Origin of the sequence: Rheinheimera sp. 1928-s, from assembly GCF_029269265.1 — a bacterium.
In the GTDB taxonomy this organism is placed as follows: Bacteria; Pseudomonadota; Gammaproteobacteria; order Enterobacterales; family Alteromonadaceae; genus Pararheinheimera.
Genome location: NZ_JARIXP010000002.1, coordinates 575189 through 600244 on the forward strand (window position 1 = coordinate 575189; position 25056 = coordinate 600244).

The following is a 25056-nucleotide window of genomic DNA, read 5'->3' on the forward strand; positions in this document are numbered from 1 at the left end:
CACTGGCTTTTAGCCCAACTGTACTTTGTTTCGCCCCATAGCTTTGGCCTGATACAAGGCCTGATCGGCTCTTTTTAGCACTGAATCTTTGTCATCACCCTGCTGGTATTCTGTTACACCAAAACTGATGGTGAATTGGGGCAAGCCTTGCTCGTCGAGACTGGCAATATGTTGTCTTAACATTTCAGCCAGTTGGCATGCGGCTTCGGCTTTTTGTTGCGGCAATAAAATGACAAATTCTTCCCCACCTAAGCGAAACAACGAATCTGTTTTACGTAAGCGGTGGCTGATATGCTCTGTTAAAGCCTGCAATACTGTGTCACCTGTGTGGTGGCCAAATTGGTCGTTAACCTTCTTAAAGAAGTCCACGTCCAGCAGGGCAATACTGAACAGGCCGCCACGCTCGGCAAGACTCAGCTCCATACGCAGTTGTTCATCCCATTTGTGCCTGTTAAACGCGCCTGTTAATTTATCCCGTGTCGCCAGCACCAGCAGTTGCTGCTCTATTTCCTGCCGATTGCTTATTTCCACAGATAAACGTTGCACCATCATTTTCAAATCATGTTCAAGTTCTGTCAGCTCATCCTGATGGTCAGGCTGATGAAAAACCGGGCTACTGATAGGTTCACCAAGCTCTATCGACTGTTGCACATTTTTAATTTCGGCCTGAATACGGCCAATACGGCGACGAAAAATTTGCAGTATATAAAAAGTCAGATACAAGCCAATCACAAAAGCGCAAAAACCAAGGCCTGTGTTCACCAACATAAATTCATTTTGATGTTTGTCGGTATAACGGCTGGCTTCGAGCGTTAATTTTTCCATATGCTGCAAAATCGACATAATGCTTTGGTCCAGAAGAGCTGCTTCTTCTTCAAACTTTAGCCAATGTTTCTCTGTGGTATGCCCTTGTTGCAAGGCCGACTCAAGGTGTTGCTCAAAGCTGTCACTTTGCTGATGAAACTGTTGGATGCTGACCAGAATTTGCTGATGCTCAGCYGCTGCAAAACGAACCTGATGTTGCTGCAAACTTTTGTTCAACACCAGCTCAGTTTTATCCAGCAGAGTCTTCAATGCCTCACGTTGCGCGGCAAAAACTTGTTCTGGTTTTAACTCAACTCTGGCTTGTTTAGCATTTAAACGAAATTGATCAATGAATAAATGCTGCTTCAACTGGATCATTTCCAGCTCGCTGACCATTGCAGTCAAGGGCACATCAATTTCTGCCACCTCATGCATTTCTGCACTGATCAGTTTGAGTTTAAAAATGGAGTAGAGAATAACAACAAATAAAAAGGACAGCAGAACCACCAGTAAACCACTGATTTTTCGCTGTAAAGAGGCATTAAACCATTGCTGCATAAAAGAACCTGTTAGAGCGGAGCATTTAGACGGCGATAAAACTGCCAGCCTGTTCGCGTGATGCCAGTGAGCATCTGCTTATCTGCTGAACATCTTAACGACAAATTACTGATTTAGATAATGAAGTAAGCTCAGCTGCGCAAGTTGCAGTCTGAATGTAGTCATTTCCGTTCAACCAAAAAATTCCACCAGTGGAAACTTAATGCATTAAGTTAGCGAATAGTTTATTTATTGTTAACAAACAATGTACCGTGGCCGGGAACACAACAACCGGAGGTTCTATGAACTTATTACACCGCTCGATCAAAGTACTGTCTTGTGCCTTGTTATTGCCTTTGTCACTGTCTGTAGCAGCACAAGCTGAGTTAAATACCACTCTGATGCTGACCAAAAAAACCGACAAAACCTACCTTAGCTGGTCAACAGAAGTTACAGCTGTGACCCGACAGGAAATTTATCGCAGCACCAGCAGTGTGTTTGAACAGGCCGAACGTATTTCAGTATTAGACCCCTATCAACAAGTGGCGGAAGACCACAACTTTGACCCACATCAGGACTATTGGTATTGGTTAAAAGTGATTGATGCTGATGGCCAGGAACATCTGTCCAACTTATCTGCCACAGTACCTGCATTAAGCTATCAAGCTTTTGCCACTATAGCCAATTCCAGCCGCTGCAAAGCAGGAGCTACCTTTACCAACGAAACCGTGGACTGTGGTGGTGTGACTGTAGGCAGCAGCTGTGCCAATGATAATGAAGGCCAAAAGCCAGTGATCACACTGAAAAACGCGACAGTGAAAAACCTGCGTATTTCCGCCAGTGGTGGCGCAGATGGTATTCATTGCAGCAGTGGCAACTGCACTATTGAAAATGTAGTCTGGGAAGACATTTGTGAAGATGCCGCCACCAACAACGGTAAAACAATGACGGTGAAAGGCGGTATGGCTTTTAACAGTGCCAATGGCCCGGGCGGCAAACCAGATAAAGTATTTCAACACAACTCAAAAAACAGCACCACTGTACTGACAGGTAACTTCACCCTGACCGGCGAACACGGCAAATTATGGCGATCTTGTGGCGATTGCACAGATAATGGTGGCCCACGTTATCTGACCATTTCAGGTGTGACAGTGAATGGAAAAATTGACAGCATTGCCGGTGTCAACAGCAACTACAAAGACGTGGCCACTATCCGCAATCTGAAAATTAAAGATTATGCAGCAGGTAAACCACCTGTTTGTGAGCACTACACCGGGGTGAAAAAAGGCCAGGGTAAATCGGTAAAAGATAAAGAATACTGGAACAGCGCCAGCTGCAATGTCAGCAAAACCGACGTAACCAAGCTGTAATTGATTTAAATTGAAGTCAGAACACATTGGTTATCCGTAACTAATGTGTTCTGACCCCATTTTTATTTTAGGATTTTCTGAAGTTGGCCAGCCGATATAAAGCCGGTAGCACCAGCAAGGTCAGCAAAGTAGAAGTAATAATGCCGCCTATCACTACAGTGGCCAAAGGCCGCTGAATTTCAGCTCCAGTGCCTGTGTTAAAAGCCATAGGAACAAAACCCAGGCTGGCCACAAGTGCAGTCATCAGTACTGGTCTCAATCTCGATAGAGCGCCTTGCTCCAGTGCAGCCAAAAGCTCCAAACCCTGATCCCGTAACTGGCGGATAAAACTGACCAGCACTATGCCATTCAGCACAGCTATACCTGATAAGGCAATAAAACCTACAGCAGCAGAGATTGACAGTGGCATATCACGCAGCAGCAACGCAAATACTCCGCCTGTCAGTGCCAGCGGCACACCACTGAACACCACTAAAGTATCCCGCACTGAATTTAATGCGCCATACAGCAAGCCGATGATCAGCAGCAGCGTTAAAGGCACCACTATGCTTAAACGCTCTGTCGCTGACTGCAATTGCTTAAAAGTACCGCCGTAATCCAGCCAATACCCATCTGGCAATGGCAAAGCATTCATTTGCTGCTGTACTTCGGCAATAAAACTGCCTAAGTCCCGGCCTGTGACATTGGCTGTCACCACCACATTACGTTTACCACTTTCCCTGTTAATTTGATTTGGGCCTGTGATTTCTTTAATAGTGGCTATTTCTCCCAAAGGTACATAACGCAACTCAGGCGAGTCATCGACAGGCAAAGTGACTGGAATACGGGCTAAGGCTGCTGGGTCTTGTCGCAACTCTTCCGGTAACCTCAACACCAACTTAAAGCGCTTGTCACCTTCGTACATTAGCCCCACCTGACGGCCACCAATAGCGGTTTGGATCAGCTGCTGCATTTGCGCCACATCCATACCAACCAAAGCTAAGTGATCGCGCTGAGGTTCTATGGAAAGCAAAGGCAAACCCGCCGCCTGTTCCATCCGAGCATCTTCAGCGCCCGGCACTGCAGCGAGCACTGCAGCAACCTGCTCACCCACTTCTGTCAGCACGTCGAGATCATCACCATAAACACGTACCGCCACGTCGGTCCGAACTCCGGCAATCAGTTCGTTAAAACGCATTTCTATCGGCTGGGTAAATTCGTATTTATTGCCCGGAATTTGCTCCACTAATTGTCGCAGTTCCTCTTCAAACTGGGCTTTGCTTTTATCCGGGTTCGGCCAGTCCTGCTGGTTTTTTAGAATGATAAAAGTATCGGCCACATTAGGCGGCATAGGATCTGTGGCAACTTCCGGCGTGCCAATTTTGGAGAATACCCTGTCTACTTCAGGCAGAGTGGCTACTTCCGCCTCCAATTGCATTTGCATCAACACCGACTGGGTTAAGCTGGTGCCCGGAATACGCAAAGCATGCATAGCAATATCGCCTTCATCCAGTTGAGGCAAAAACTCCGAGCCCATTTTACTGGCTTGCCAAAGTGCTGCCGACATCAGAAGCACTGCGGCTATCGATACTACTATGGGTGTTTTAATAGACAGCACCAGCAAAGGTTGATAAGCCTTGCGAAGTGCCAGCATTAAGGCATTTTCTTTTTCCGAAATTTTGCCACTGACAAACAAGGCAATAGAGGCTGGAATAAAAGTAATGGCCAGAATTAAAGCGCCCAATAACGCCGCTATTACAGTAAAAGCCATAGGCTGGAACATTTTGCCTTCTACACCGCTTAAGGCAAAAATGGGCAGGTACACCAGCATAATAATAAAGACGCCAAACATAGCGGGTGTCATCACTTCTTTGGTGGCGGCTAAGACCACGGCAGAACGTTCTTTCAAGTTCAGTAACCTGCCCTGTCGATGCTGAGCTAAACCCAGTTGGCGTAAGCAGTTTTCCACCACTATCACAGAACCGTCGACAATCAGGCCAAAATCAATAGCCCCTAAGCTCATCAGGTTGCCACTCATTTTATTGGCCGCCATACCACTGATGGCAAACAGCATACTTAATGGGATAACCAAAGCAGTTAAGAGTGCTGCCCTGACATTGCCTAAAAACAAAAACAGGATCACTACCACCAGCACAGCACCTTCCAGCAGATTGGTTTCGACTGTTTTGATGGTTTTATCCACCAGGGTAGTTCTGTTGTAATTGGCTTCGGCCAGCACACCTTGGGGCAAACGTAAGTTGATGTCCTGAAGACGGCTCGCCACTTGCTGCGAGACAGTGCGGCTGTTTTGCCCCACCAGCATCATCACTGTGCCAAGCACCACTTCGTTACCATCCTGAGTGGCTGCGCCGGTACGAAGTTGTTTGCCAATCGCCACCTCGGCGACATCTTTGACTCTTACCGGGCCATCGTCACGTTTGGCGATCACCAGTGCTTCGATGTCTTCTAAGGATTTCAGTTGGCCCGGCGATCGGATCAACCACTGCTCACCATTACGCTCTATATAACCAGCGCCTACATTGCTGTTGTTTTGCTCCAAAGCTTGCGCCAAATCATCCAGCGTCAGTTTAAAGGCCAGCAGTTTGATCAAATCAGGCGCTACCTGATATTCGCGAACATAACCGCCAATGGTATTAATTTCGGTGACACCCGGTACTTTGAGTAGCTGAGGCCGTATTACCCAGTCCTGAATAGTGCGTAAATCTTCTGGGTTATAAGCAGAGCCATCGGCTTTTTTGGCGTCAGGTACCACTTTGACGGTGTAAGAGAAGATTTCGCCAAGGCCTGAGACTATAGGCCCCATTTCCGGATCTATATCAGCTGGCAGTTCGTTTCTGACATTTTGCAGCCGCTCCGACACTTGTTGTCTGGCCCAATAAATATCAGTGCCTTCGGTAAATACCACTGTCACTTGCGATAAACCATAACGGGATAAAGAGCGGGTATATTCCAGCTGCGGCAAACCTGCCATCGCAGTTTCTATCGGGTAAGTAATACGCTGCTCGGTTTCCAGTGGAGAAAAACCTTCTGCAGCTGTATTAATTTGCACCTGCACATTGGTGATATCAGGCACTGCATCGACAGGTAAACGCGATGCTTGCCAGAGCCCTGCTGCGGCCAATAACAGCGTCAGTAGCATGATCAGCACTGGCCTTGCCAATGCTGTTTTGAGGATATTATTTATCATGACAACCCCTTAATGATCATGGCTGGCGCCAGACTTCATCAGGTCGGCTTTGAGGATAAAACTATGGGTTGTGGCATATTCCACACCCAGCGGCACACCGGATAACACTTCCACTTGTGTATCGTCGGCGCGACCTAATTGCGGCATACGAATTTCAAAGTTGTCGCCGTGGCGAATAAAAATTACGGTTTTGCCATTCCACTGTTGCAAAGCAGCTTTGTTGATCACTAAAGGCGCATCGATAGTGGCGACCGTGACGTCCGTTTTGACATGCATACCGGGCCGCCAATGCCCGTCTGGGTTTGCCACTACACCACGAGCCCGGGCAATATGGCCACCTGTCATTTGTGGCGCTATATAACTGATTTGGCTTAGTGCCGATTGATGACCATGTAAGTCTTTTACCAAAAAGCCATCACCTACTTTGAGCATTTCTGTATCAGAAGGAAAAGCTGACATTTCGATATAGACTGAGGAAAAATCACTGATTTCTAGCAGCGGCTGTTCAGAGACTCTGCTGCCAACACTGACGTATTTAGCCGTTACTTCACCTGAAACAGGCGCATAAACAGAGTAACTTTTTAAACTGGCCGGGTTTTGCACTGTTGCCACTAACTGGCCTTTCGTCACTTTATCGCCCACTTTCACCGTCAGTTGTTGCACCAAGCCAGCATAAGCAGCACCAAGCTGCACCTGCTGCTCTGGTATAGCTGCTACGACTCCGAATAAATGCAGTTGAGTACGAATTTGGCCAGCTTTTGTTTGCTCCAGCTCTATACCGGCTTTTTGAATAGAACGCTCTGACAACTGAATACGGCCTTCAAAGGAGTCATAATGCCATTCATAGTTTTTGCCCTGGTAACTGGCCTTTATTTCCACTTCAAAGGAATGAGGCTCACGAATGACTGTATCGCCAAGCCAATAATCCAGCTCAGGACTAAAGTTGATCACTTCTGCAGCTTCACCCAACCGCTGCAAAGTGACCTCTAGTTTTAGCTCCTTGGCTTTTATGGCTTTGCCGTTTTGATACCCATATAGACGCAGCTCAGGCTCAACTTCAGTTTCATAGATGGTCACTTCTACAGCAAAGTCATCCTGAGTCAGTAAACGACCACCCTGTGGGCCTTTGGCGGCTTCGGCATGCTCCTGCTCTGAGCCATGTTCGTCGTGATCATCACTATGGTCATCACCATGAGCTACAACCAAAGCAGTAAAACCCAGGCACACACTTAAGAGTAAAATGGTTAAAAAGCGGAAAAAATTCATTGAGAAAGCTCCTGCTGTAAAGGGAGAGTGGACCTGTTGCGTTGCTGAGTTAAGGCTTGTGGACCTTTCACCACCATAGGTAAACCGGTCAGGCGTTCCAGCTCTAAAAGTTGCAGATGCAAAGCGTATTGCAGGTCAATGACGTTACGTTTGGCTGACAAAATTTCCTGCTGCGCTGAGAGTAAGTCCGTCATATCAAACACACCTTGCTGATAACCGGCCGACATCTGATCCAGTAGTTGTTGCGCCAGCGGGAGCACAGCTTTTTGGTAATCAAGGATGTGCTCGCTTAGCTGAGTCAGTTGCAGATAAGTACGCTCTGTTTGCAATTGCAGCTGCTGCATAGTCTGTTGCTGCTGCAGCTTTGTTTGTTCAGCCAAAGCTTCACCTGCCAACACAGCGCCTCTATTGGGGTTTTCCAGGGTAAGCGGCATACTGACCTGCAGTACAAAGGCATTGTCGTTGCTTTGTTCATTGCGGCGAATACCAGCCCCCAAGGTTAAATCAGCCTGACCTAAAGCTTTGGCTAACTGCAACTGGCTATCCAGCACCCTGCTTTGCGTCAGCCACCACTGCAACTGCGGTGCTTGTTGTAATTGGGTCAGTACATCCGCCAAAACAGGCCAAGTGGGAAGCAGGCTTAAATCACCAGATACCGCATTAAAATCAGGCTGACTTGCCCAGTGACTCGCTAACAGACGCAGGTTAACCCGCTTTTCAGCCAGCAGACTTTTTTGCTCCATCCGGCTTTGCAGCACTTTCAGTTCCAATCGGGTGACATCTGCATCTGTCACATTGCCCGCTTTGGCTCGCTGTTTAGCCACTTCAAGCATTTGCTGTTCAGTCGCCATTTTTTGCTCTGTCCACTGCAGCAAAGCCTGCTGATGCAACAGCTGCAGAAAAGAGCGCATAGTGGCCGCCAGCGCATCCACTTTATCCAGTTGGTATTGCTGTTCAGTTAATTTGCTTTGCCATTGGGTCAGCTCAAGCCGTTGCTGGCGTTTATCACCCAGTTCAATCAATTGACTCAGGCTTAAGGTCAGTTCGGCATTTTTAAAGCCCGTGCTGTCGCCTGTGCCCAGCACATCGGCCAGTTCCAGGTTCAGTTCAGGGTTAGGCCGTTGTCCGGCACTGATAGCGGCGGCATCATGGATACGCTGCTGATAGGGGTACAATTGCAAGCCAGGGCTTTGCACTAAAGTGCGCTTTAACGCTTCTTCAATAGTAAGTGTTGTCGCATAAGCAGGCATAGCCCACAGCAACACTAAGGCCAGCAGCACAGAAGCCGCATGGCCGGAATTCATAGTCATAACTATGCTCCAGTAGATCATTTAAATAAAAGTAAAAAACGGATGTTTAACTGAAGACTTTAAGCGTTGGGTGGAGGTACTAAGGGGGTATAGCTGGTGGTGATCATCGCATATTGAGCTAAGCCTGATGCTTTGTGCACCACAGGATCTGCAGATACAGAATAAAGTTCGGCTATATAGCAGGCAACATGAGCATGAGTGGGATGATGGTTGTCGTTATGTTCTGCTTCGTGTCCTGCAGCATCTTCTGCGCTTTGTTGGGCACTTTCTTGCGTAGCGCAATGCTGATGTTCATTGTGACTGGAATTGTCGAATAAAGAAAAAGGATGATCCTCCTGCGGCAAATGCATAACAATGCTTTCACAGGCCGAAACGGCGTGATTCAGCATAATCAGCATCAATACAAGCAAGCGGAGCATAGGTTTTGGCATAAAGCCCTCGATAAGAACTGCTCGCATCATAGCCTTAAGCCTATCACTGCTCAAGCCATAAAAAAGGGGTCAGAACACATTAGTTACGCATAACTAATGTGTTCTGACCCCAATTTAAGGTTATAGGTAGGGTTCAAAGGCCTTTGAGTACAGCTCTATAAATTCACCTTGTTGGTTTTTAACAATAAACAAGGCGGCAATTTGCTGTTGATTAGCAAGTTCCAAGGCTTGTTCCGGACCCATCACCATAAAAGCCGTTGATAAGCCATCCGCTGTCATGCAGGACGGATGGATCACTGTAGCGGACAACATCATGTGCGTGACTGGCTTGCCGGTTTTAGGATCTATTAAGTGCGAATAACGCTGTTTGTTCTCTTCAAAGAAAATACGGTAGTCGCCCGAGGTAGCCACAGCATTGTCTTTAGGCCGGATCAGGCGTTGCAACACACGACCTTCAGCCACAGGTTTTTCCAGTCCTACAGTCCAGTCTTTGTTTTCCAGAGAGCTGCCTTTGACACGAATTTCACCGCCAATTTCAGCCAGAAAGTTGTTGATGCCTTGCTGTTCTAACACTTCTGCCAGCAAATCAACACCATAACCTTTGGCAATAGTGGATAAGTCGACATAAAGCTGTGGCTTGGTTTTATAAACTCTGCTGCCATCCAGCTTCAGATGCTGTGCTCCAATTTGTGTTCTGGCCAGGGCTATGGCGGCATCATCCGGTACTTTTTCGGGTCTGTGCGTGGGGCCAAAACCCCATAAATTCACCAAAGGACCTACAGTAATATCCAGATAACCATCGGTCAGCTGCGCCAGTCGGATCCCTTCTGCAACTAACAGCCGTAGCATTTCTGAAGCTTCACGCGGCTCTGTCGAATCACTGCTGTTAAACAAGGACAACTCAGAATCTTTGATATAAGTAGAGGCCACCTGATTCACCTCGTGTAATGCCTGGTCAATCTGAGCCTGCACCTGCTGTTGATCCGGCATGCCAGGCTGGCTGATATAGGTGACATGGTAGGTGGTGCCCATAGTTTTGCCTTCCAGCAACACTTTTTCGCTGTCAGGTTGTGCACAGGCGGCTAAGGTCACTACAACAACAAAAGCGAAAATATTTCGTTTCAGACCAAAAAAATATGCAGTATTCAAATCGTTTTTCCTTCAGGACAGCTCTGTGGTTATTATCCCACAGAGCGCCTTGCCAAAGCTCTGCGCTTAACTGATGCAATGGTTTAACCATCGCCATACGACAGCGCTGATTTATCGGTGCAATTGTCCGGCTCGCTCTGGCTGGTAAAGCAGTTGCAGTACTTGAATCGGTTGAATGTCGCCATCAGGCATAGGCCAGTGAATTTCATCGCCCTCACGTAAGCCAAGCAAAGCTGAACCTACAGGAGCCAGCACTGAGACTTTATCGCCTGCCGCATCCAGGTCTTTTGGATACACCAGTGTCAGGCAAGGTTCTTCGCCTGTTTTCAGTAATCGTAGCCGTACTGTGGAGTTCATAGTGACCACATCTTTTGGCATCTCTTCGGGTTCTACCACAGCGCCTCGTTCCAGTTCTTGCTCCAGTCCTAAACGGGCTGGATCTGTAGGTGGCAATCGGCTTAACAGCGCATCTAAACGATCCAGATCCAGACTGGATAACAGCAATTCAGGTAAGGCGGGGTCAGGTAAAGTTTGATTCATAAGTTTCTCCTGTACAGAAGGGGTAAAAGTAAAAGCAGGGGGTTGTTTGACTGACATCAGATCACACAACATAAAACGCAAAGTGCGACGAAACAGCTGAACTTCAGCCACCTGCCCCACATTTTTCCCCAATAAAGCCGCGCCTAAAGGGGATAACACCGAAATAAAGCCTTGTTCTGGTTTTGCTTGTTGTGGGTAAACCAGAGTGATCCAGGATTCCGTCTGATCAGACAAATCCAGCAACCGCACTGAACAGCCAGGCACTATGCCGGTTTCGCTCAGAGCTTTGCGTTTGTGGTTCGCAACAGCGCCCAGCTGTTGCAACACGTGCTGTAGTTGCCAGGGCGGTAAAGGGTGAATAGCCGAACTGGCCATAAAAAATAGCGCCGAAACATCGGTTTTAGCCGATGTTTTTTTAATAAAGATAGTCATTCCAGACTCCGGAATTTACATAGTCAAAACATTAAATTGTGGATAGCCTAAAGCTCAGCCGACCCCATAAAGATGGAGCCGGCTTAAGAATGGAAGACGGTAAAGAAAGCAGCGTGATAAGACGGCGACTTTATTGCTGTTTTGAACAAAATAACCTCCGTCTTGTTGAAATGGGAAAGAGAATAATACTTCAGACACCATATCCCATTTGGTGGCAAAACTCAAAGCCGTGGCTTGCTTTGTGCCTTAGCCCACAGATCTGTGGTTAAAATCAGTCCATGCTCTGTGATCTGCCCATCACACGGAGTACGACATGAGCTATTTCACCACCAAAGACAATACGCGGCTTTATTACAAAGACTGGGGCAGTGGCAGCACTGTAATTTTGATCCATGGCTGGCCTTTGTCTTCAGACAGCTGGGAAGATCAAGCTATAGCTCTGGTCAACGCCGGTCACAGAGTGATTGCTTACGACAGACGAGGTTTTGGCCGCTCTTCCCAACCCTGGCATGGTTACGATTACAATACGCTGGCCGACGATTTAGCTGCACTGATCAACCACACTGCAGTAAATGACGTAGCCCTGGTTGGCTTTTCTATGGGTGGAGGCGAAGTAGCACGTTATATGTCACGTTTTGAAGGTAAAAAAGTCACTAAAATTGCGCTGATTTCCTCCGTCTTACCTTTTCGTTTACTGACACCGGACAATCCAAGCGGCACGGATGCAGCCACCTTTGAACAAACAGCTTTGGCATTAAAAACCGACAGGCCCCACTTTTACACTGCGTTTTTTCAGAAGTTTTTTGGCGTCAGTATATTGTCCAACCCGGTCAGCTCCGCATACTTAGACTGGATGCAAGGCATAGCGATGCAAGGCAGTTTACGTTCCGCCTTGCAGTGCCTGAACTCTTTTTCATCCACTGACTTCAGGGCAGATTTAGAAGCCATACAGGTACCTGTGTTAGTGATCCATGGTACCGAAGATGCCACTGTACCCATTCAAAGTTCGTCACGCCTAATCCGTAACTTTATTCCGGACGCTGAACTGATTGAATACGATGGCGCACCCCATGGCTTATTTGCCACAGAAAAAGACCGCTTAAGCCGGGATTTAATCCAGTTTTTAAAAGCAGACCCAATTTAACAGGGAAGCGAAACCTGAGTCAGAGCTTGCACTCTGACTCCTTAGTTAAGGCAAAGCCGAAAAATCGATTTGTGGTACAGAGTGACTGACTGGCAATTGCCATGAAGTACCCACTGCTGTGGTGTCGCTAAAGAAACCACAGTTTTGCAGCATAAAGCCCTGCTCTGTTACACCGCCTTTGAAATCCAGTCGGTTGCCGCTGCCGCCTGTGCCATCGACACTAAAACGTGCACTGCGGTTTTGCGTCCAATTGCCTGCTGCATCAGCAAACCATTGGCTGGGGAAATACACCTTACGGCCTGTATCTCCGGTTTCCGGGATAAAGTTTTCCAAAAAGGAATGGGGCCGCTCTATGTTGCGCTGCGTATCTGGCCGACTAAAACTGGCGATCAGTTGCCATTGACCAGACTCTGGCGGATAAAACCAGGCGCTGTAATGAGTGTGATTGTCGTTTTGCGGTTCGGCTTTGAGCAAAAAGCGGTAGCGGGTGTCGGTTTGCCACAAATAACGCAGGAAACTCTGGCCGCCTGAACCTTCGTTACCAAACTCCCCGGTTTGTACTTGCGCGCCCTTACGCAGTAATTTCACCTGAAATTCTTCAGGAATACTGCTTGGGTCGTCTGTTTCATAAGGGCTCCAGACCGAAAACAGCACCCGCCGCTCTGTAGCAGAATTCACCTGAATGCCAAAGTAACCATCGGCAAAACCATTGGCCATAAAGTAACTGCCTAAGGTATCGCTACCAGACGGAATTTCCATTTCGCTATAAAACCAGCGTGTTGTGCTGTTTTCAGGCAATTGATAGGTTAAATGTACCGAAGGCCCACGCCGCCCCCAATACACCTCATCTTTAATATAACTGGCGTTCGCTGCGGCTGAACCACCAAAATTCAATTGTGTTAATTCAGCAAAAGTCTGACCGCTGCTACTGACCCCACGCAGCAAAATTTTCTGATAACCAGTTTGAGTCACCTGAAAACGGCCAACAGCATGTTGCTTGCTGCTGGAGCCAGTTAAAGTCAAAGTATGGCGTTGCTCATTTAAACTGACTTCCAGTTTAGATTCACCTTGCGCCACCTGCCCTGTTAAAGCTAAATCCAGCTCACCTGTTTGCGGCAGATACAAATACACAGCCAACACATCATCGGCATGTTGCCAGTTCCTGATCCCTAGCTCTGTCACTATAGCGCCCGTCGCTTCTGCATCCCCTTCAACCCAGCTGTTGGCTGCCAGACTTAACTGGTAAGGCAAAGGCTGTTGTTGCACAGGCGTGGCAACAGCAACTTGTTCCGCCGAACTGCCGCCACAGGCTGATAAAAAAATAAGCCCCGGCAGGGTCATTAAATATCGCATCATAGGTTTATCCTTGACTGTTATCCAGCTTTTCTAGGGGCGCGGTTTATCCGCGCCCGCCTCTCGTTTCCATTGATTTCATCAGGATAAAGTTAGAAGCTGCCCCTGATACCCACGGCAAGCTGAGTACCAAAACGCTCGAGATAGTTGACCTGATCTTCACGTTTGACATAACCCCAGTAGCGGCTGTTGCTTAAGTTACTGGCTTCAGCAAAAACGGTCAGACCGTGCATAAAGTCATAACTGATGCTGGCATCCAGCTGGCCGTAATCCGCTATCCAGGATGCACCACCCCAATCTTCCGGATTAGTGACAAATTTAGAGCGCCAGTTATAAGCTAAACGAGCCTGAACTCCATACTGTTCATAGTAAACCACAGCGTTGTAGGAGTTTTTCGACATGCCCTGAAACGGCAGATCTTTGGCTTTTAATTCCGGATCGTCGTAGCTGCTGTCGACATAGGTGTAATTCAGCTGGAAACCTAAGCCATTAAAAGGTTCTGGTAAAAACTCCTGCAGCGATTGTTGCCAGGCCACTTCATAACCTTGCACTTTAGCGCCGTATTCTCCGTTTACAGCGGTAGTCACCAAATAGTCTGTCCCCTGAACATTGGCGGCAAATTTCTCTTCAGCAATAAATGATTTAATGTCTTTCATAAACACACCACCACTTAGAGCACTGCTTTCACCGTAGTACCATTCCAAAGTTAAATCGGCCTGATTAGCTTCTTCTGGTTTTACCCCGGGATTGCCCAAAGCCAGAGTGGGCAGGTTTTGCTCTCTGGTAGTGAAATTAGGGGCAGCCCAGGAGCGCAGATAATACAGTGACGGACGACTCAGAACTTCAGCAGCAGAGAAGCGTAGCAAGAGCTCATCGGTTAAATTCAGTTTAAAGTTCAGGCTGGGTAAAATACTGTTGTAGCTGTCGTCGTAGCTGACTGGCAATACCTGACGCCAGTCGTTATTAATAGGTTGCCCTAAGCTGTCCAGTTGCACTTTACTCAGGTCATAACCAAAACCTGTAGAGGTCACATCGGTTTTACTGCCGCGTAAACCTAAGTTCAGCATCGAAGTTAAACCAAACAATTCAGGTTCCATCGTCACCTGTACAAAAGCTGTACTGACCGCTTCTTCAACTTCATAACTACCAGCCTTGTTTTGTACTGCAACTATGCTTTTATCTGCAGCTTCAGCATTGATACCGCGGTAATAAGCCAGCAGTTTGTCGTAATCAAAACTTGGCCAAGGGGATGGTGATAAGCTGGTTTCACCTTCAAGGAAGTTATCAAAATTAGCAGGAACAAAGACATCTGCCGGAATTCGGAATAACTCAAATTCGCCCTTCTGAAATACGGTACTGTCATCAAAAGCGTAACCGTCACGACTTAAATAAAAGCCACCCCGGCTGAACTGACTGGCATTGGCTGAAGCATACTGGTTCTGACCTTTGCTTTGATTGACATAAGTAAGGCCTGCATCTACTTTCGTGATCAGCCCATCCTGTGGCGTATAGGTACTCAGCAGTTTGAAGTCACCTATTTTGTCAGTTACACCAGTGCCTGAGTTATAGCTGTAGTGCGCTCCATAGTCTTGTTCTGCGGTCAGGCCAGGGCTTATCACCACATCCGGTAATTTGTTGCCTGAACTGTAATCAATGTCAATTGAATCCACAAAACCGCGGGCCACAATAAAGCGATTATCACCAGCGTTTTGATCTTTGGCTTCGGAATAAGCCGCATCCAGAGTAAAAGACCATTGTTCGTTGTACTGGTATTTCGTATTGAAGCCCAACTGATAGGTATCGGTTTTGCGGGGTGAACTGATATTCAACAGCTCCACCATGGTGTTTTCACCGGTCTGCCGCATTTTGATGACTCTGTCCATCTCATCAAAAGTAGCATCACTAAACAGCGGCGTGCCTGGCGTGTGAGTTTCATCATAGTTTACAAAACCAATCTGATACCTGTTGCCGTCTGTGTTGTAGCGGGAGAAAAGGCTGTCGAAGTTAATATCCAACTGATCTGTGGGTCGCCACTGCAAAGCAAGAGTTGCACCTAAACGTTCCCGCACATCCTGCGCATTAGCAAAATACATATAACTTGGGATCTTAGAAGCATAAGTTTCGCCCGCATCTATAGTGCCGTTGTTGTTGGTATCTACAGGCACACCAGCGCTGTCGACACCCCAGCCTTCGTCTTCATCAAAAAAACCTGAGGCTGAATAGGTATCAGCTCTTAAGGTTTTCTTTGAATAGACAGCAGAGAACAAGGCACCGAAACTGTCATCTTCGTTTTTCTGGCCATAAATAAAAGACGCATGCGGATGTGTATCCTGAGTGCGTGATTCGTAAATCCCTTTGGCGGATGCCGAAATAGTAGTGCCATCCATATCCAGCGGCTTGCGGGTTTCAATATCAATCACAGCGCCAATACCACCTTCAGGCAGCTGAGCTTCAGGGGATTTATACACCCTGAGCACACTGACCAGTTCTGACGCTATGGTGTCGAAGTTAAAATCACGGCCTGCATACTCAGACGCCAGCTTGCGACCATTTAAGGTAGTAATGTTGTAACCACCACCCAAACCACGCACCAGAATATTCTGGCCTTCACCACCGTTTCGGGTAATGGTGATACCCGGAATACGCTGCAAGGCTTCAGCTAAGTTTTCATCCGGAAACTTACCTATGTCATCCGATACCACTAAATCCACCAGACTGGTGGCATTTTGCTTTTGAAACAAAGACTCTTTAATACTGCTGCGAATGCCAGACACCTGAATGACTTCAATGTCTTTATCGTTTTTTGCCTCCGCTTTTTTATCTGCCTGCACTGCTGCAGTTTCTGCTGTGTTGCTTTCAGTTTGCTCTGCAGCAAGCTGCCAGCTAAAGCCAGCTAAGGCGGCACTGATAGCCAGACTAAGCATGGCTGGTTTTGCTGTGATCCTGTTCATGTATTCCCCGCTCTGGTAATTTTTATAGTTTTCGCAAATTCACAAGCTAACGAAGATTTATTTAACTTGCGATTATTTACTTATAGCGCTAAAAAACATCAATGATCAACATCGAAGCACAAAAAAACTTTTATTTATTTTCTTTTCATGCCATGCTAAATTCAACTGAAAGCAGCCAAAGCGGCCTGAAACCAGCCAGAAGGCCAGATAAATCAAGGTCTTTCGCTAAAGCAGGTGCAACGACACTGACTTTCGAAAGCTTTCGAAACCAAAAACGGCATGTTATGTTCAGCGCATCAAAAAGTGCATGAACAGGAAGATAAATGGACAACTTAAATACGATTGAGCGGCAACAAGAGATAGTCCGGCTGACACAGCAACTGGGCAAAGTGGCAGTCAGAGAGCTGGCCGATCGTTTTGCAGTATCTGAAGTGACCATACGCAGTGATTTGGCGGTACTGGATCAGAAAAAATTACTGGTACGTTCCCGTGGTGGAGCCTTGATTAACAGCGAGCTGAGCCGCGAGTTGTCGTTAAAAGAAAAACGCCATTGTTATTCGGCGTTAAAACAACAACTGGGTGCAGCAGCGGCAGCGTTGATCCGTGATGGCGACAGAGTGATTTTGGATTCAGGCACGACCACACAGCAGGTGGCAGCGCATTTAGCCGACCATAAAGATCTGATAGTGATGACTAACGGTTTAAACATTGCGATGGAGCTGGCACAAAAAGAAGAAGTGGAAGTGATGCTAACCGGCGGTTTATTACGCAAAAAGTCGATGTCGTTTTACGGCAACGTGGCAGAAAAAAGCCTGCGTGATTACAACTTCAACAAACTGATTTTAGGGGTGGATGGTTTTGATTTAAAAGCAGGTTTAACCACCCACTTTGAAAAAGAAGCCAGCTTAAACCGGCTGATGTGTGACATAGCTAACGAAATTATTGTGGTGACGGATTCGTCCAAATTTGATCAACGGGCTTTTCATGTGATTTGCGGCAGCGCCAACATTCACAGCCTGGTAACCGACAGCGGAATACCAGAGCAATACGCAGACTATTTAACAAAACAAGGTGTGCACCTACACATCATAGATAAAACTAACTTGTAGCTAAATTACAAACGGGGAAGGAAAGAGTATGTCTGGATTTAATCGTCGTTCATTTTTAAAAGCCTCTATGGCAACAGCAGCTTTAGGCGCTTTGGCATCTTGCGCTCAGGCTGGCAGCAGCACAGGTATCACCACCAAGCCAAAAGGCAAATCGGTGATGGGTTTAGTGGTACCAAAAATGAACGAAGTACGGGTTGGTTTAATTGGTGTGGGTGAACGTGGCACTGGTTATGTCGATCACTTCAATAAAATTGAAGGTGCCCGTATTACTGCGATCTGTGATCCGGACTCTTTAGTACTGGACCGTGCCCGTAAAAAACTAGCCGACTATGGCAATACCACAGCTGCGTTTTATAGCAATGGTGATTATGCCTACCGTGAACTTTTAAACCGTCAGGACGTGGATATTGTGGTGATTGCCACCCCATGGAAATGGCACCATCCGATGGCCAAAGAAGCCATGCTGGCTGGTAAACATGCTTTTGTTGAAGTGCCTATGGCTTTAACTTTAGAAGAAATGTGGGATTTGGTCGACACGGCTGAAGCCACTCAGCTGAACTGCATGATGATGGAAAACGTCAACTATGGCCGTGATGAACTGATGGTACTGAATATGGTCCGTCAGGGTTTATTCGGCGACCTGCTGCATGCTGAAGCGGCTTATATTCACGAATTACGCTGGCAAATGAAAGAAATGGACCGTAAAACCGGCTCCTGGCGCACTTTGTATCATACCCAGCTGAACGGCAATATGTACCCCACTCATGGTTTAGGCCCTGTAGCCCAGTATATGAATATCAACAGAGGCGACCGCTTTGACTATTTAAGTTCGGTCAGCTCACCGGCTTTAGGCCGCGCCGCTTATGCCAAACGTGAATTCCCGGCCGATCACCCACGTAATAAGCTGAAATACATTCACGGTGATATCAATACCAGCGTGATTAAGACAGTCCAAGGCCGGACCATTATGATCCAGCATGACACCACCACACCACGGCCTTATTCCAGACATAACTTGATCCAGGGCACGAACGGCGTTTTTGCCGGTTTCCCTAACCGCATTGCATTAGAAAACGGCGGCAGTGGCAATTTCCATGAATGGGACACCAACATGGAACCCTGGTATGACAAATACGATCACCCTTTGTGGGTCCGTATGGGCAAAGAAGCTGAACGCAACGGCGGCCATGGCGGCATGGACTTTTTAATGTGCTGGCGGATGATTTATTGCCTGCGTAACGGTGAAGCTTTGGATCAGGATGTCTACGACGGCGCCGCCTGGTCAGCTGTATTGCCTTTGTCTGTGGCTTCGGTTTCCGATCGCAGCAACTCCAAAGACTTCCCTGACTTTACCCGTGGTGCCTGGCAAAACGGTACGCCACTTGGCATTGTAGGGAAAAGCTAAGCATGAGCGCCTTATCGCAGATTTTGCAGCAAAATAAACAGGGATTGGGCAGAGGCATTTATTCGGTCTGTTCAGCTCAGCCTCTGGTATTAACAGCGGCCTTGCGCCGAGCCAAAGCCGACAATTCTGTACTCTTGATTGAAGCCACCGCCAATCAGGTTAATCAGTTTGGTGGTTACACCGGTATGTTGCCCGCTGACTTTATCGCTTATGTCAGGCAACTGGCTAAAACCGAAGGGGTGCAGCAACAACAACTGATTTTTGGTGGTGATCATTTAGGCCCTGTGGTCTGGTGTAAAGAGCCGGCAGAACAGGCGATGCTAAAAGCTGAACAGCTGATTGCCGTTTTTGTAGAAGCGGGTTTTAGCAAAATTCATTTAGACACCAGTATGGCCTGTGCTGATGATCCTGCGGCTTTGTCCGATGAAGTGATAGCGACACGGGCCGCAAGGTTATGCAAAGTAGCAGAACAGCACCGTGCACCGGACCAATCACTCTGTTATGTGATAGGCACAGAAGTACCAGCACCAGGCGGCGTGACAGAACTGGAGCACGAACTAGCACCAACCCCGGTTCAGGCGGTACAACATACGCTGAATACCCATAAAGCGGCTTTTACTGCGGCGGGCTTAGGTGATGATGTCTGGCAAAAAGTTATAGCTTTAGTGGTACAACCCGGCGTTGAGTTTGATAACAGCAAGGTGCATCTGTTTGATGTCCCCGCCAGTCAGGCCTTAAGTGCTTATATTCAGACCCAAGCTGGCCTGGTGTATGAAGCGCATTCCACTGATTATCAGTTGCCTGAACAGTTAAACGCTTTAGTGCAAGGCCATTTTGCGATTTTGAAAGTAGGCCCGGGCCTGACCTTTGCACTGCGGGAAGCTTTATTTGTTCTAAGTTTTATTGAAGATGAATTGGTAGCTCCGGAACAAAGCTCGCAGCTTCGGACCCGTTGCAAAGCTCTGATGCAAAACAATACCGGATACTGGCAAAAGTTCTACACTGACTCATCGCAGCAATGGCAGTTGCTGTACAGCTTTAGCGATCGCATTCGGTATTATTGGCCTGAAACTGAATTACAGCGGGCCATCGACACCTTGTTCAGTAATTTGTCAGCCCCCTTGCCTTTGCCACTGCTTAGCCAGTTTTTACCTGCCTCTTATCAGGCTGTATTAAGAGGCACAGTAGCCAACAAGGTGGAAGATTTAGTGATCCACCATATTGATCAGGTACTGGCCAGCTACGCCAACGCCTGTGCTTTAGCTGCGACAACCAGGAGTATTTAATGTCAACGCAGAATTTATTTTTACAGCTTAGCAGTACTGAGCTGGAGCAAGCCGGTGGCTACTGGACTGCCCGTGAAATTCAGCAGCAACCCGATTTATGGCGGCAGGTGCAGCAAGAGCATCAGCAAAAACAAGCCGCTTTACAGCAGTTTTTACAGCCTTTACTGGCTAAAACTGATTTGCGAATTATTTTAACCGGTGCTGGCACTTCGGCTTATATAGGTGCAGCGCTGGCAGCATTTCTGCAGCAGCAACTGCCTTTTGCCACGCAAAAAGTAGAAGCCATCAGCACCACAGATTTAGTCAGCCACCCGTCGTTGTATTTAGATGCCCGACTGCCAACTTTACTGGTGTCTTATGGCCGTTCCGGCAATAGCCCTGAAAGTGTGGCTGCTGTAGAGCTGGCCGATCAGTTAGTGCCAGCTGTGCAACATCTGATGATCACCTGCAATGCAGATGGCAAACTGGCCTCTTACGCCAAACGCCATCCTGAGTGCAGTGCTGTGTATCAGTTGCCTGAACAAAGTCATGATCAGAGTTTCGCTATGACCAGCAGTTTCAGCTCTATGTATCTGGCTACTCTGCTGACCTTTGTCCCAAACCATAGCGCATTTGAACAGGCCTGCGCACTGGCCGATCAAGTACTGCAGCATAAATTGCCGGAGATTAAAGCGCAGGCGGAACAACCTTGTCAGCGTATGGTGTTTTTAGGCAGTGGCCCGCTGAAAGCTATAGCGCAGGAAGCCGCGCTGAAGTATCTGGAACTCACTGCAGGCCAGGTGATCAGTAGTTTTGAAAGCCCGCTGGGGTTTCGCCATGGCCCTAAATCATTGATTAACAAAGAGACCCAGATCTTGTTACTGCAAAGCTCTGATCCTTATAGCTGTTTGTACGACCAGGATCTGCTGGCCGAACTGCAACGGGATAATCTGGCGCTCGACAGCGCAGTATTGTCCGAAGCTCAGCTTGGTGGAGACAGTTGCCTGGCTGATGTCTGGCTGACCTTGCCTTTTATTGTCTGGTGCCAGGCTCTGGCTTTTTACAAAGCCCTGCAATTAAAGGTGTCCCCTGATAATCCTTGCCCTGGTGGTCAGGTGAATCGTGTGGTGCAAGGTGTAACTTTATATCCTTTTAAAGGCTAAGCCATGTGGTACGGACTGGATATAGGCGGCACAAAAATAGAGCTGGCGGTGCTGGATGCAAAGTTTGAATTGCAGCACAGCTGGCGGGTGCCCACCCCTCAACAAAGCTACGATGAGTTTTTGCAGACTGTATTACAACAAATTCAAAAGGCCGATGCTTTGTGTCAAAGCCCTGGCACTTTAGGCATAGCTTTGCCCGGCGTGATTAGAAAAGACGGCACTGTGTTATCCAGTAATGTGCCTTGTTTAACCAACAAAACAGTGGCCAAAGACTTAACTGCTTTGTTGCAGCGCCCTGTTGCTATAGGCAACGATTGCCGCTGCTTTGCTTTATCCGAAGCTGTGCTGGGCGCGGGCCAACAACACCACAAAGTACTGGGTTTTATTTTGGGCACTGGTGCTGGTGGTGGTTTTTGCCTGAACGGCAAACTCTATCAGGGTGCCCAGCGTTTAGCAGGTGAATACGGTCATCAGGGCTTAGCTGCTTCTGTAGTACAGCAGTTTAATTTGCCGCTGTTTAGCTGTGGTTGTGGCTTAACCGGCTGTAACGAACCTTATATCTCGGGCACAGGTTTGGCGCGTTTGTATCAGTATTTTAGTGGCCAGAAGGCCGACACTTACCAGTGGTTAGCCGATTACCGCGCCGAAAAGCCCGCAGCCATTCGTACCTTCGAGGCCTATATCAGCGCTTTAGGTTCTGTGATGGCCAATCAGATACTGAGCTTAAACCCGGATCTGATTGTGCTGGGTGGTGGTTTATCCGATATCCCCGAAATTATTGCCGCTTTACCTAAAGCGACAGCTGCATATTTATTTGCCGGAGCTGCAGTGCCACAATTTAAAAAAGCTCAGTGGGGCGCCGCCAGTGGCGTACGTGGTGCTGCTTTATTAGGCAAAGCTTTAACCGAAGGACAAAGCTATGAAGTCTGAGCCTTTTTATCTGCACGCCCACAGCGCTTTGATTGAAGGTCGCTGGCAACAGCAGCAATACCTGCTGATTGCCGATGGCGTGATTCAGCAGATCAGCAGCACTGCCGAATCTGGTGTCACTGTGTTGGAATTACCAGACGGTATGTTATTACCAGGTTTTATTGATACCCAGGTTAATGGCGGTGGAGGCATTTTGTTTAACCAGCAACCCACTGTCGAAGCTTTGCGCCTGATGATGGCTGCGCACCGTGCTTTTGGCACCACAGCTATGTTGCCCACTGTGATCACCGACAATATCAGCAGCATGCAACAAGCCGCCGATGCGGTAGCTGCAGCTTTAGCTCGCGCCGAGCCCGGTATTATTGGTATTCACTTTGAAGGGCCGCATTTGTCTTTGGCAAAAAGAGGTTGTCACCCGACCCAACATTTACGCTCTTTATCTGCGGCTGAACTGGAGTTGTATCAGCGCACAGATTTAGGTGTGCGTATGCTGACCATAGCACCTGAAGCGGTCAGCCCGGAGCACATTCGTCGCCTTTGTGATGCTGGCGTTATCGTCTGTTTAGGTCACTCTAACGCAGACAGCGATACAGTACTGGCCGCTTTAGACGCCGGGGCTACAGGCTTTACGCATTTGTACAACGGCATGTCAGGTTTAACCTCTCGTGAGCCAGGTATGGTGGGCACAGCCCTTGCCGATCCACGGGCTTATTGCGGCATTATTCTGGATGGCGAACATGTGCATCCTTTATCAGCACGACTGGCTTATCAGGCCAAAGGCGCTGAACGTTTAGTATTGGTGACAGATGCCATGTCGCCTGTAGGCACAGACCAAACCGAGTTTGAGTTTTTTGACGGCAAAGTCACACGCCAGGGTTTAAAACTGACCAATGCCGAAGGCTCTTTAGCAGGTTCAGTGCTGGATATGGCCAGTGCGGTACGTTATGCCAAAGAACAGCTGCAACTGGATTTAGCCACAGCCATTCAAATGGCAACAGCCACAGCTGCTGATTTTATTGGCCAGAGCAAAATCAGAGGCCAAATCAAGCCCGGCGCTCAGGCCGATTTAATCTGGATGAATAACAAGTATCAAATCCAACAAAGCTGGATAGCGGGTAACACCGCCTAATTAATAACAATACTCCCCTAAGTAATTGATGTTGCAGCGAGGCGGCAAGTGAGCGAGACCCCAGGAGCATAGCAGTCCTATGTGACTGGGCGAGTAGCGCAGTCAACAAAGCTGCGGCTTCAAGTACGACGGGGACAACGGGGAAATTTATGAACAACTCTAACGCTGTGTCACAGACGCGGCATAGCAGCCTATTGCCTATGATCCTGATAGGCATACTGTTTTTTGTGTTTGGTTTTGTCACCTGGCTGAATGGGGCCTTGATCCCTTTTCTGAAAATTGCCTGTCAGCTCAATGAGTTTCAGGCCTTGCTGGTGACCTTTGTATTTTATATCGCTTATTTTGTCATGGCTTTACCCACCTCGGGTTTACTGACCCGTTTTGGCTATAAACAAGGCATGATTATAGGTTTAGCTGTTATGGCAGCAGGCGCTTTGTTATTTATTCCGGCGGCTTTTAGTGCCACTTTTGAATTGTTTTTACTGGCCTTGTTTGTGCTCGGCACAGGCCTGACTATTCTGCAAACCGCCACTAACCCTTACATTGTTTGTATTGGTCCACGCGAAAGTGCCGCCATGCGCATCAGCCTGATGGGCATAGTGAATAAAGGCGCAGGTTTTATAGTGCCATTGTTGTTCAGTGCCTGGATTTTAACGGGTATGGATGCTTTTAGTGATTCAGCTTTAGCCCTGCTTAGCCCAGATGAAAAAACCACGCTGCTGGCCGATTTATCTGGCCGTCTGGTTCAGCCTTATCTGTTGATGGCTGCGGTATTAATTGGCCTGATGGCTTTTGTGCATTTTTCCCCTTTGCCAGAGCTACAACTGGACGCCCCTGCTGATAAAAACACTGAATGGCGCGCTGTGCTGAAATACCCGCAGGTGCTTTTGGGTACTCTGACTTTATTTTGTTATGTAGGAGTCGAAGTGATAGCAGGCGACACCATAGGTTTGTTTGGTCAGGGTTTAGGGCTGGCACATTTTGGCAGCTTAACGTCCTACACTATGGCCTTTATGGTGTTGGGTTATCTGCTGGGCATAGCGCTGATCCCCAACTGGCTGAGTCAGCAACAGGCCTTAATAGCTTCAGCTGTGGCTGGTATTGCTTTTACGGCTGGTGTATTAAGCAGTGATCTGCAGTCTTTTGCTTTGTCCGAATTTTTGCTGGGCTGGCTAAGCATTCCGGCAGTACCGGACCCGGTGCTGTATCTGGCGTTATTAGGTTTAGCCAATGCACTGGTGTGGCCCGCAGTCTGGCCGCTGGCGCTGGAAGGTTTAGGTAAATTAACAGCAACAGCTTCAGCTTTACTGATTATGGGCATAGCAGGTGGCGCTGTTATTCCTTTGGTTTATGGCTATTTGGCACAACAACAAGGCAATCAAAACGCGTACTGGTTGCTGTTGCCTTGTTACGGCATGATTTTGTTTTACGCGATCAAAGGGCACAAGTTGAAATAAACTGCAGAACCAAACTGCTGCGGTTAAATCTGCAGCAGGGCTTTCCTGTAAAACGCCATCAAATCACAAAGTATGACCACTCATCCCACTAATCAGGTCATTTACTGCAAAACCTGTTCTTTCA

General features: G+C 47.7%; 18 protein-coding genes. 9 read left to right on the forward strand and 9 right to left on the reverse strand.

Annotated elements, in window-relative coordinates; translation table 11 throughout:
• Window positions 1–9 precede the first annotated feature (9 nt).
• Complete coding sequence (locus P3C17_RS07460; protein WP_300928818.1) at window positions 10–1362, reverse strand: GGDEF domain-containing protein; 1353 nt, start codon at window positions 1360–1362, stop codon at window positions 10–12.
• A gap of 281 nt (window positions 1363–1643) precedes the next feature.
• Here P3C17_RS07460 and P3C17_RS07465 point away from each other — a divergent pair, with 281 nt between their 5' ends.
• Window positions 1644–2711, forward strand: coding sequence for a pectate lyase (locus P3C17_RS07465; RefSeq protein ID WP_300928819.1), 1068 nt, complete (start codon window positions 1644–1646; stop codon window positions 2709–2711).
• Window positions 2712–2778: 67 nt separating this feature from the next.
• Here the strand turns inward: P3C17_RS07465 and P3C17_RS07470 are convergent, their stop codons facing one another.
• From P3C17_RS07470 to rnk, 6 genes are all read right to left on the reverse strand, one after another.
• On the reverse strand, window positions 2779–5898 hold the full coding sequence (locus P3C17_RS07470; protein WP_300928820.1) for a CusA/CzcA family heavy metal efflux RND transporter: 3120 nt from the start codon (window positions 5896–5898) through the stop codon (window positions 2779–2781).
• Window positions 5899–5907: 9 nt separating this feature from the next.
• Window positions 5908–7164 (reverse strand): efflux RND transporter periplasmic adaptor subunit, encoded by a 1257-nt coding sequence (locus tag P3C17_RS07475; protein ID WP_300928821.1) that lies wholly within the window; start codon window positions 7162–7164, stop codon window positions 5908–5910.
• A complete protein-coding gene (locus P3C17_RS07480; protein ID WP_300928822.1) occupies window positions 7161–8474 on the reverse strand; it encodes a TolC family protein in 1314 nt (437 codons plus the stop codon). The genes P3C17_RS07475 and P3C17_RS07480 overlap by 4 nt, the downstream gene beginning before the upstream one ends.
• A 59-nt stretch (window positions 8475–8533) precedes the next feature.
• Entirely contained in the window at window positions 8534–8935 is a 402-nt protein-coding gene (locus tag P3C17_RS07485) for a hypothetical protein (protein ID WP_300928823.1), read from the reverse strand.
• Between the two features lie 90 nt (window positions 8936–9025).
• The gene (locus P3C17_RS07490) at window positions 9026–10054 is read right to left on the reverse strand and encodes an FAD:protein FMN transferase (protein ID WP_300928824.1); all 1029 of its coding nucleotides are present in this window, start codon (window positions 10052–10054) and stop codon (window positions 9026–9028) included.
• A 111-nt stretch (window positions 10055–10165) separates the two neighbouring features.
• Entirely contained in the window at window positions 10166–11026 is an 861-nt protein-coding gene (gene rnk, locus P3C17_RS21245) for a nucleoside diphosphate kinase regulator (RefSeq protein WP_346015655.1), read from the reverse strand.
• Between the two features lie 313 nt (window positions 11027–11339).
• Here rnk and P3C17_RS07505 point away from each other — a divergent pair, with 313 nt between their 5' ends.
• Window positions 11340–12170: an alpha/beta hydrolase gene (locus P3C17_RS07505; protein ID WP_300928825.1), complete on the forward strand. Its 831-nt coding sequence runs from the start codon at window positions 11340–11342 to the stop codon at window positions 12168–12170.
• A gap of 45 nt (window positions 12171–12215) precedes the next feature.
• Here the strand turns inward: P3C17_RS07505 and P3C17_RS07510 are convergent, their stop codons facing one another.
• Both P3C17_RS07510 and P3C17_RS07515 read right to left on the reverse strand, forming a co-directional pair.
• A complete protein-coding gene (locus P3C17_RS07510; RefSeq protein WP_300928826.1) occupies window positions 12216–13526 on the reverse strand; it encodes a DUF3472 domain-containing protein in 1311 nt (436 codons plus the stop codon).
• A gap of 89 nt (window positions 13527–13615) precedes the next feature.
• Complete coding sequence (locus P3C17_RS07515; RefSeq protein WP_300928827.1) at window positions 13616–16474, reverse strand: TonB-dependent receptor; 2859 nt, start codon at window positions 16472–16474, stop codon at window positions 13616–13618.
• Between the two features lie 323 nt (window positions 16475–16797).
• On the opposite strand from P3C17_RS07515, the gene agaR reads away from it, so the two are divergent.
• The 7 genes from agaR (at window position 16798) to P3C17_RS07550 (ending at window position 24932) form a co-directional block, all read left to right on the forward strand.
• Window positions 16798–17583, forward strand: a complete 786-nt coding sequence (agaR, locus tag P3C17_RS07520; protein ID WP_300928828.1) for a transcriptional repressor AgaR — start codon at window positions 16798–16800, stop codon at window positions 17581–17583.
• 28 nt (window positions 17584–17611) lie between these two features.
• Window positions 17612–18988: a Gfo/Idh/MocA family oxidoreductase gene (locus P3C17_RS07525; protein WP_300928829.1), complete on the forward strand. Its 1377-nt coding sequence runs from the start codon at window positions 17612–17614 to the stop codon at window positions 18986–18988.
• Between the two features lie 2 nt (window positions 18989–18990).
• Window positions 18991–20274: a class II D-tagatose-bisphosphate aldolase, non-catalytic subunit gene (locus P3C17_RS07530; RefSeq protein WP_300928830.1), complete on the forward strand. Its 1284-nt coding sequence runs from the start codon at window positions 18991–18993 to the stop codon at window positions 20272–20274.
• Window positions 20274–21416: an SIS domain-containing protein gene (locus tag P3C17_RS07535; protein WP_300928831.1), complete on the forward strand. Its 1143-nt coding sequence runs from the start codon at window positions 20274–20276 to the stop codon at window positions 21414–21416. The genes P3C17_RS07530 and P3C17_RS07535 overlap by 1 nt, the downstream gene beginning before the upstream one ends.
• 3 nt (window positions 21417–21419) lie before the next feature.
• Window positions 21420–22346 (forward strand): ROK family protein, encoded by a 927-nt coding sequence (locus P3C17_RS07540; protein ID WP_300928832.1) that lies wholly within the window; start codon window positions 21420–21422, stop codon window positions 22344–22346.
• Entirely contained in the window at window positions 22336–23475 is a 1140-nt protein-coding gene (gene nagA, locus P3C17_RS07545) for an N-acetylglucosamine-6-phosphate deacetylase (RefSeq protein ID WP_300928833.1), read from the forward strand. Before P3C17_RS07540 ends, nagA begins: the two co-directional genes overlap by 11 nt.
• Window positions 23476–23624: 149 nt before the next feature.
• The gene (locus P3C17_RS07550; RefSeq protein ID WP_300928834.1) at window positions 23625–24932 is read left to right on the forward strand and encodes a sugar MFS transporter; all 1308 of its coding nucleotides are present in this window, start codon (window positions 23625–23627) and stop codon (window positions 24930–24932) included.
• Window positions 24933–25056 lie beyond the last annotated feature (124 nt).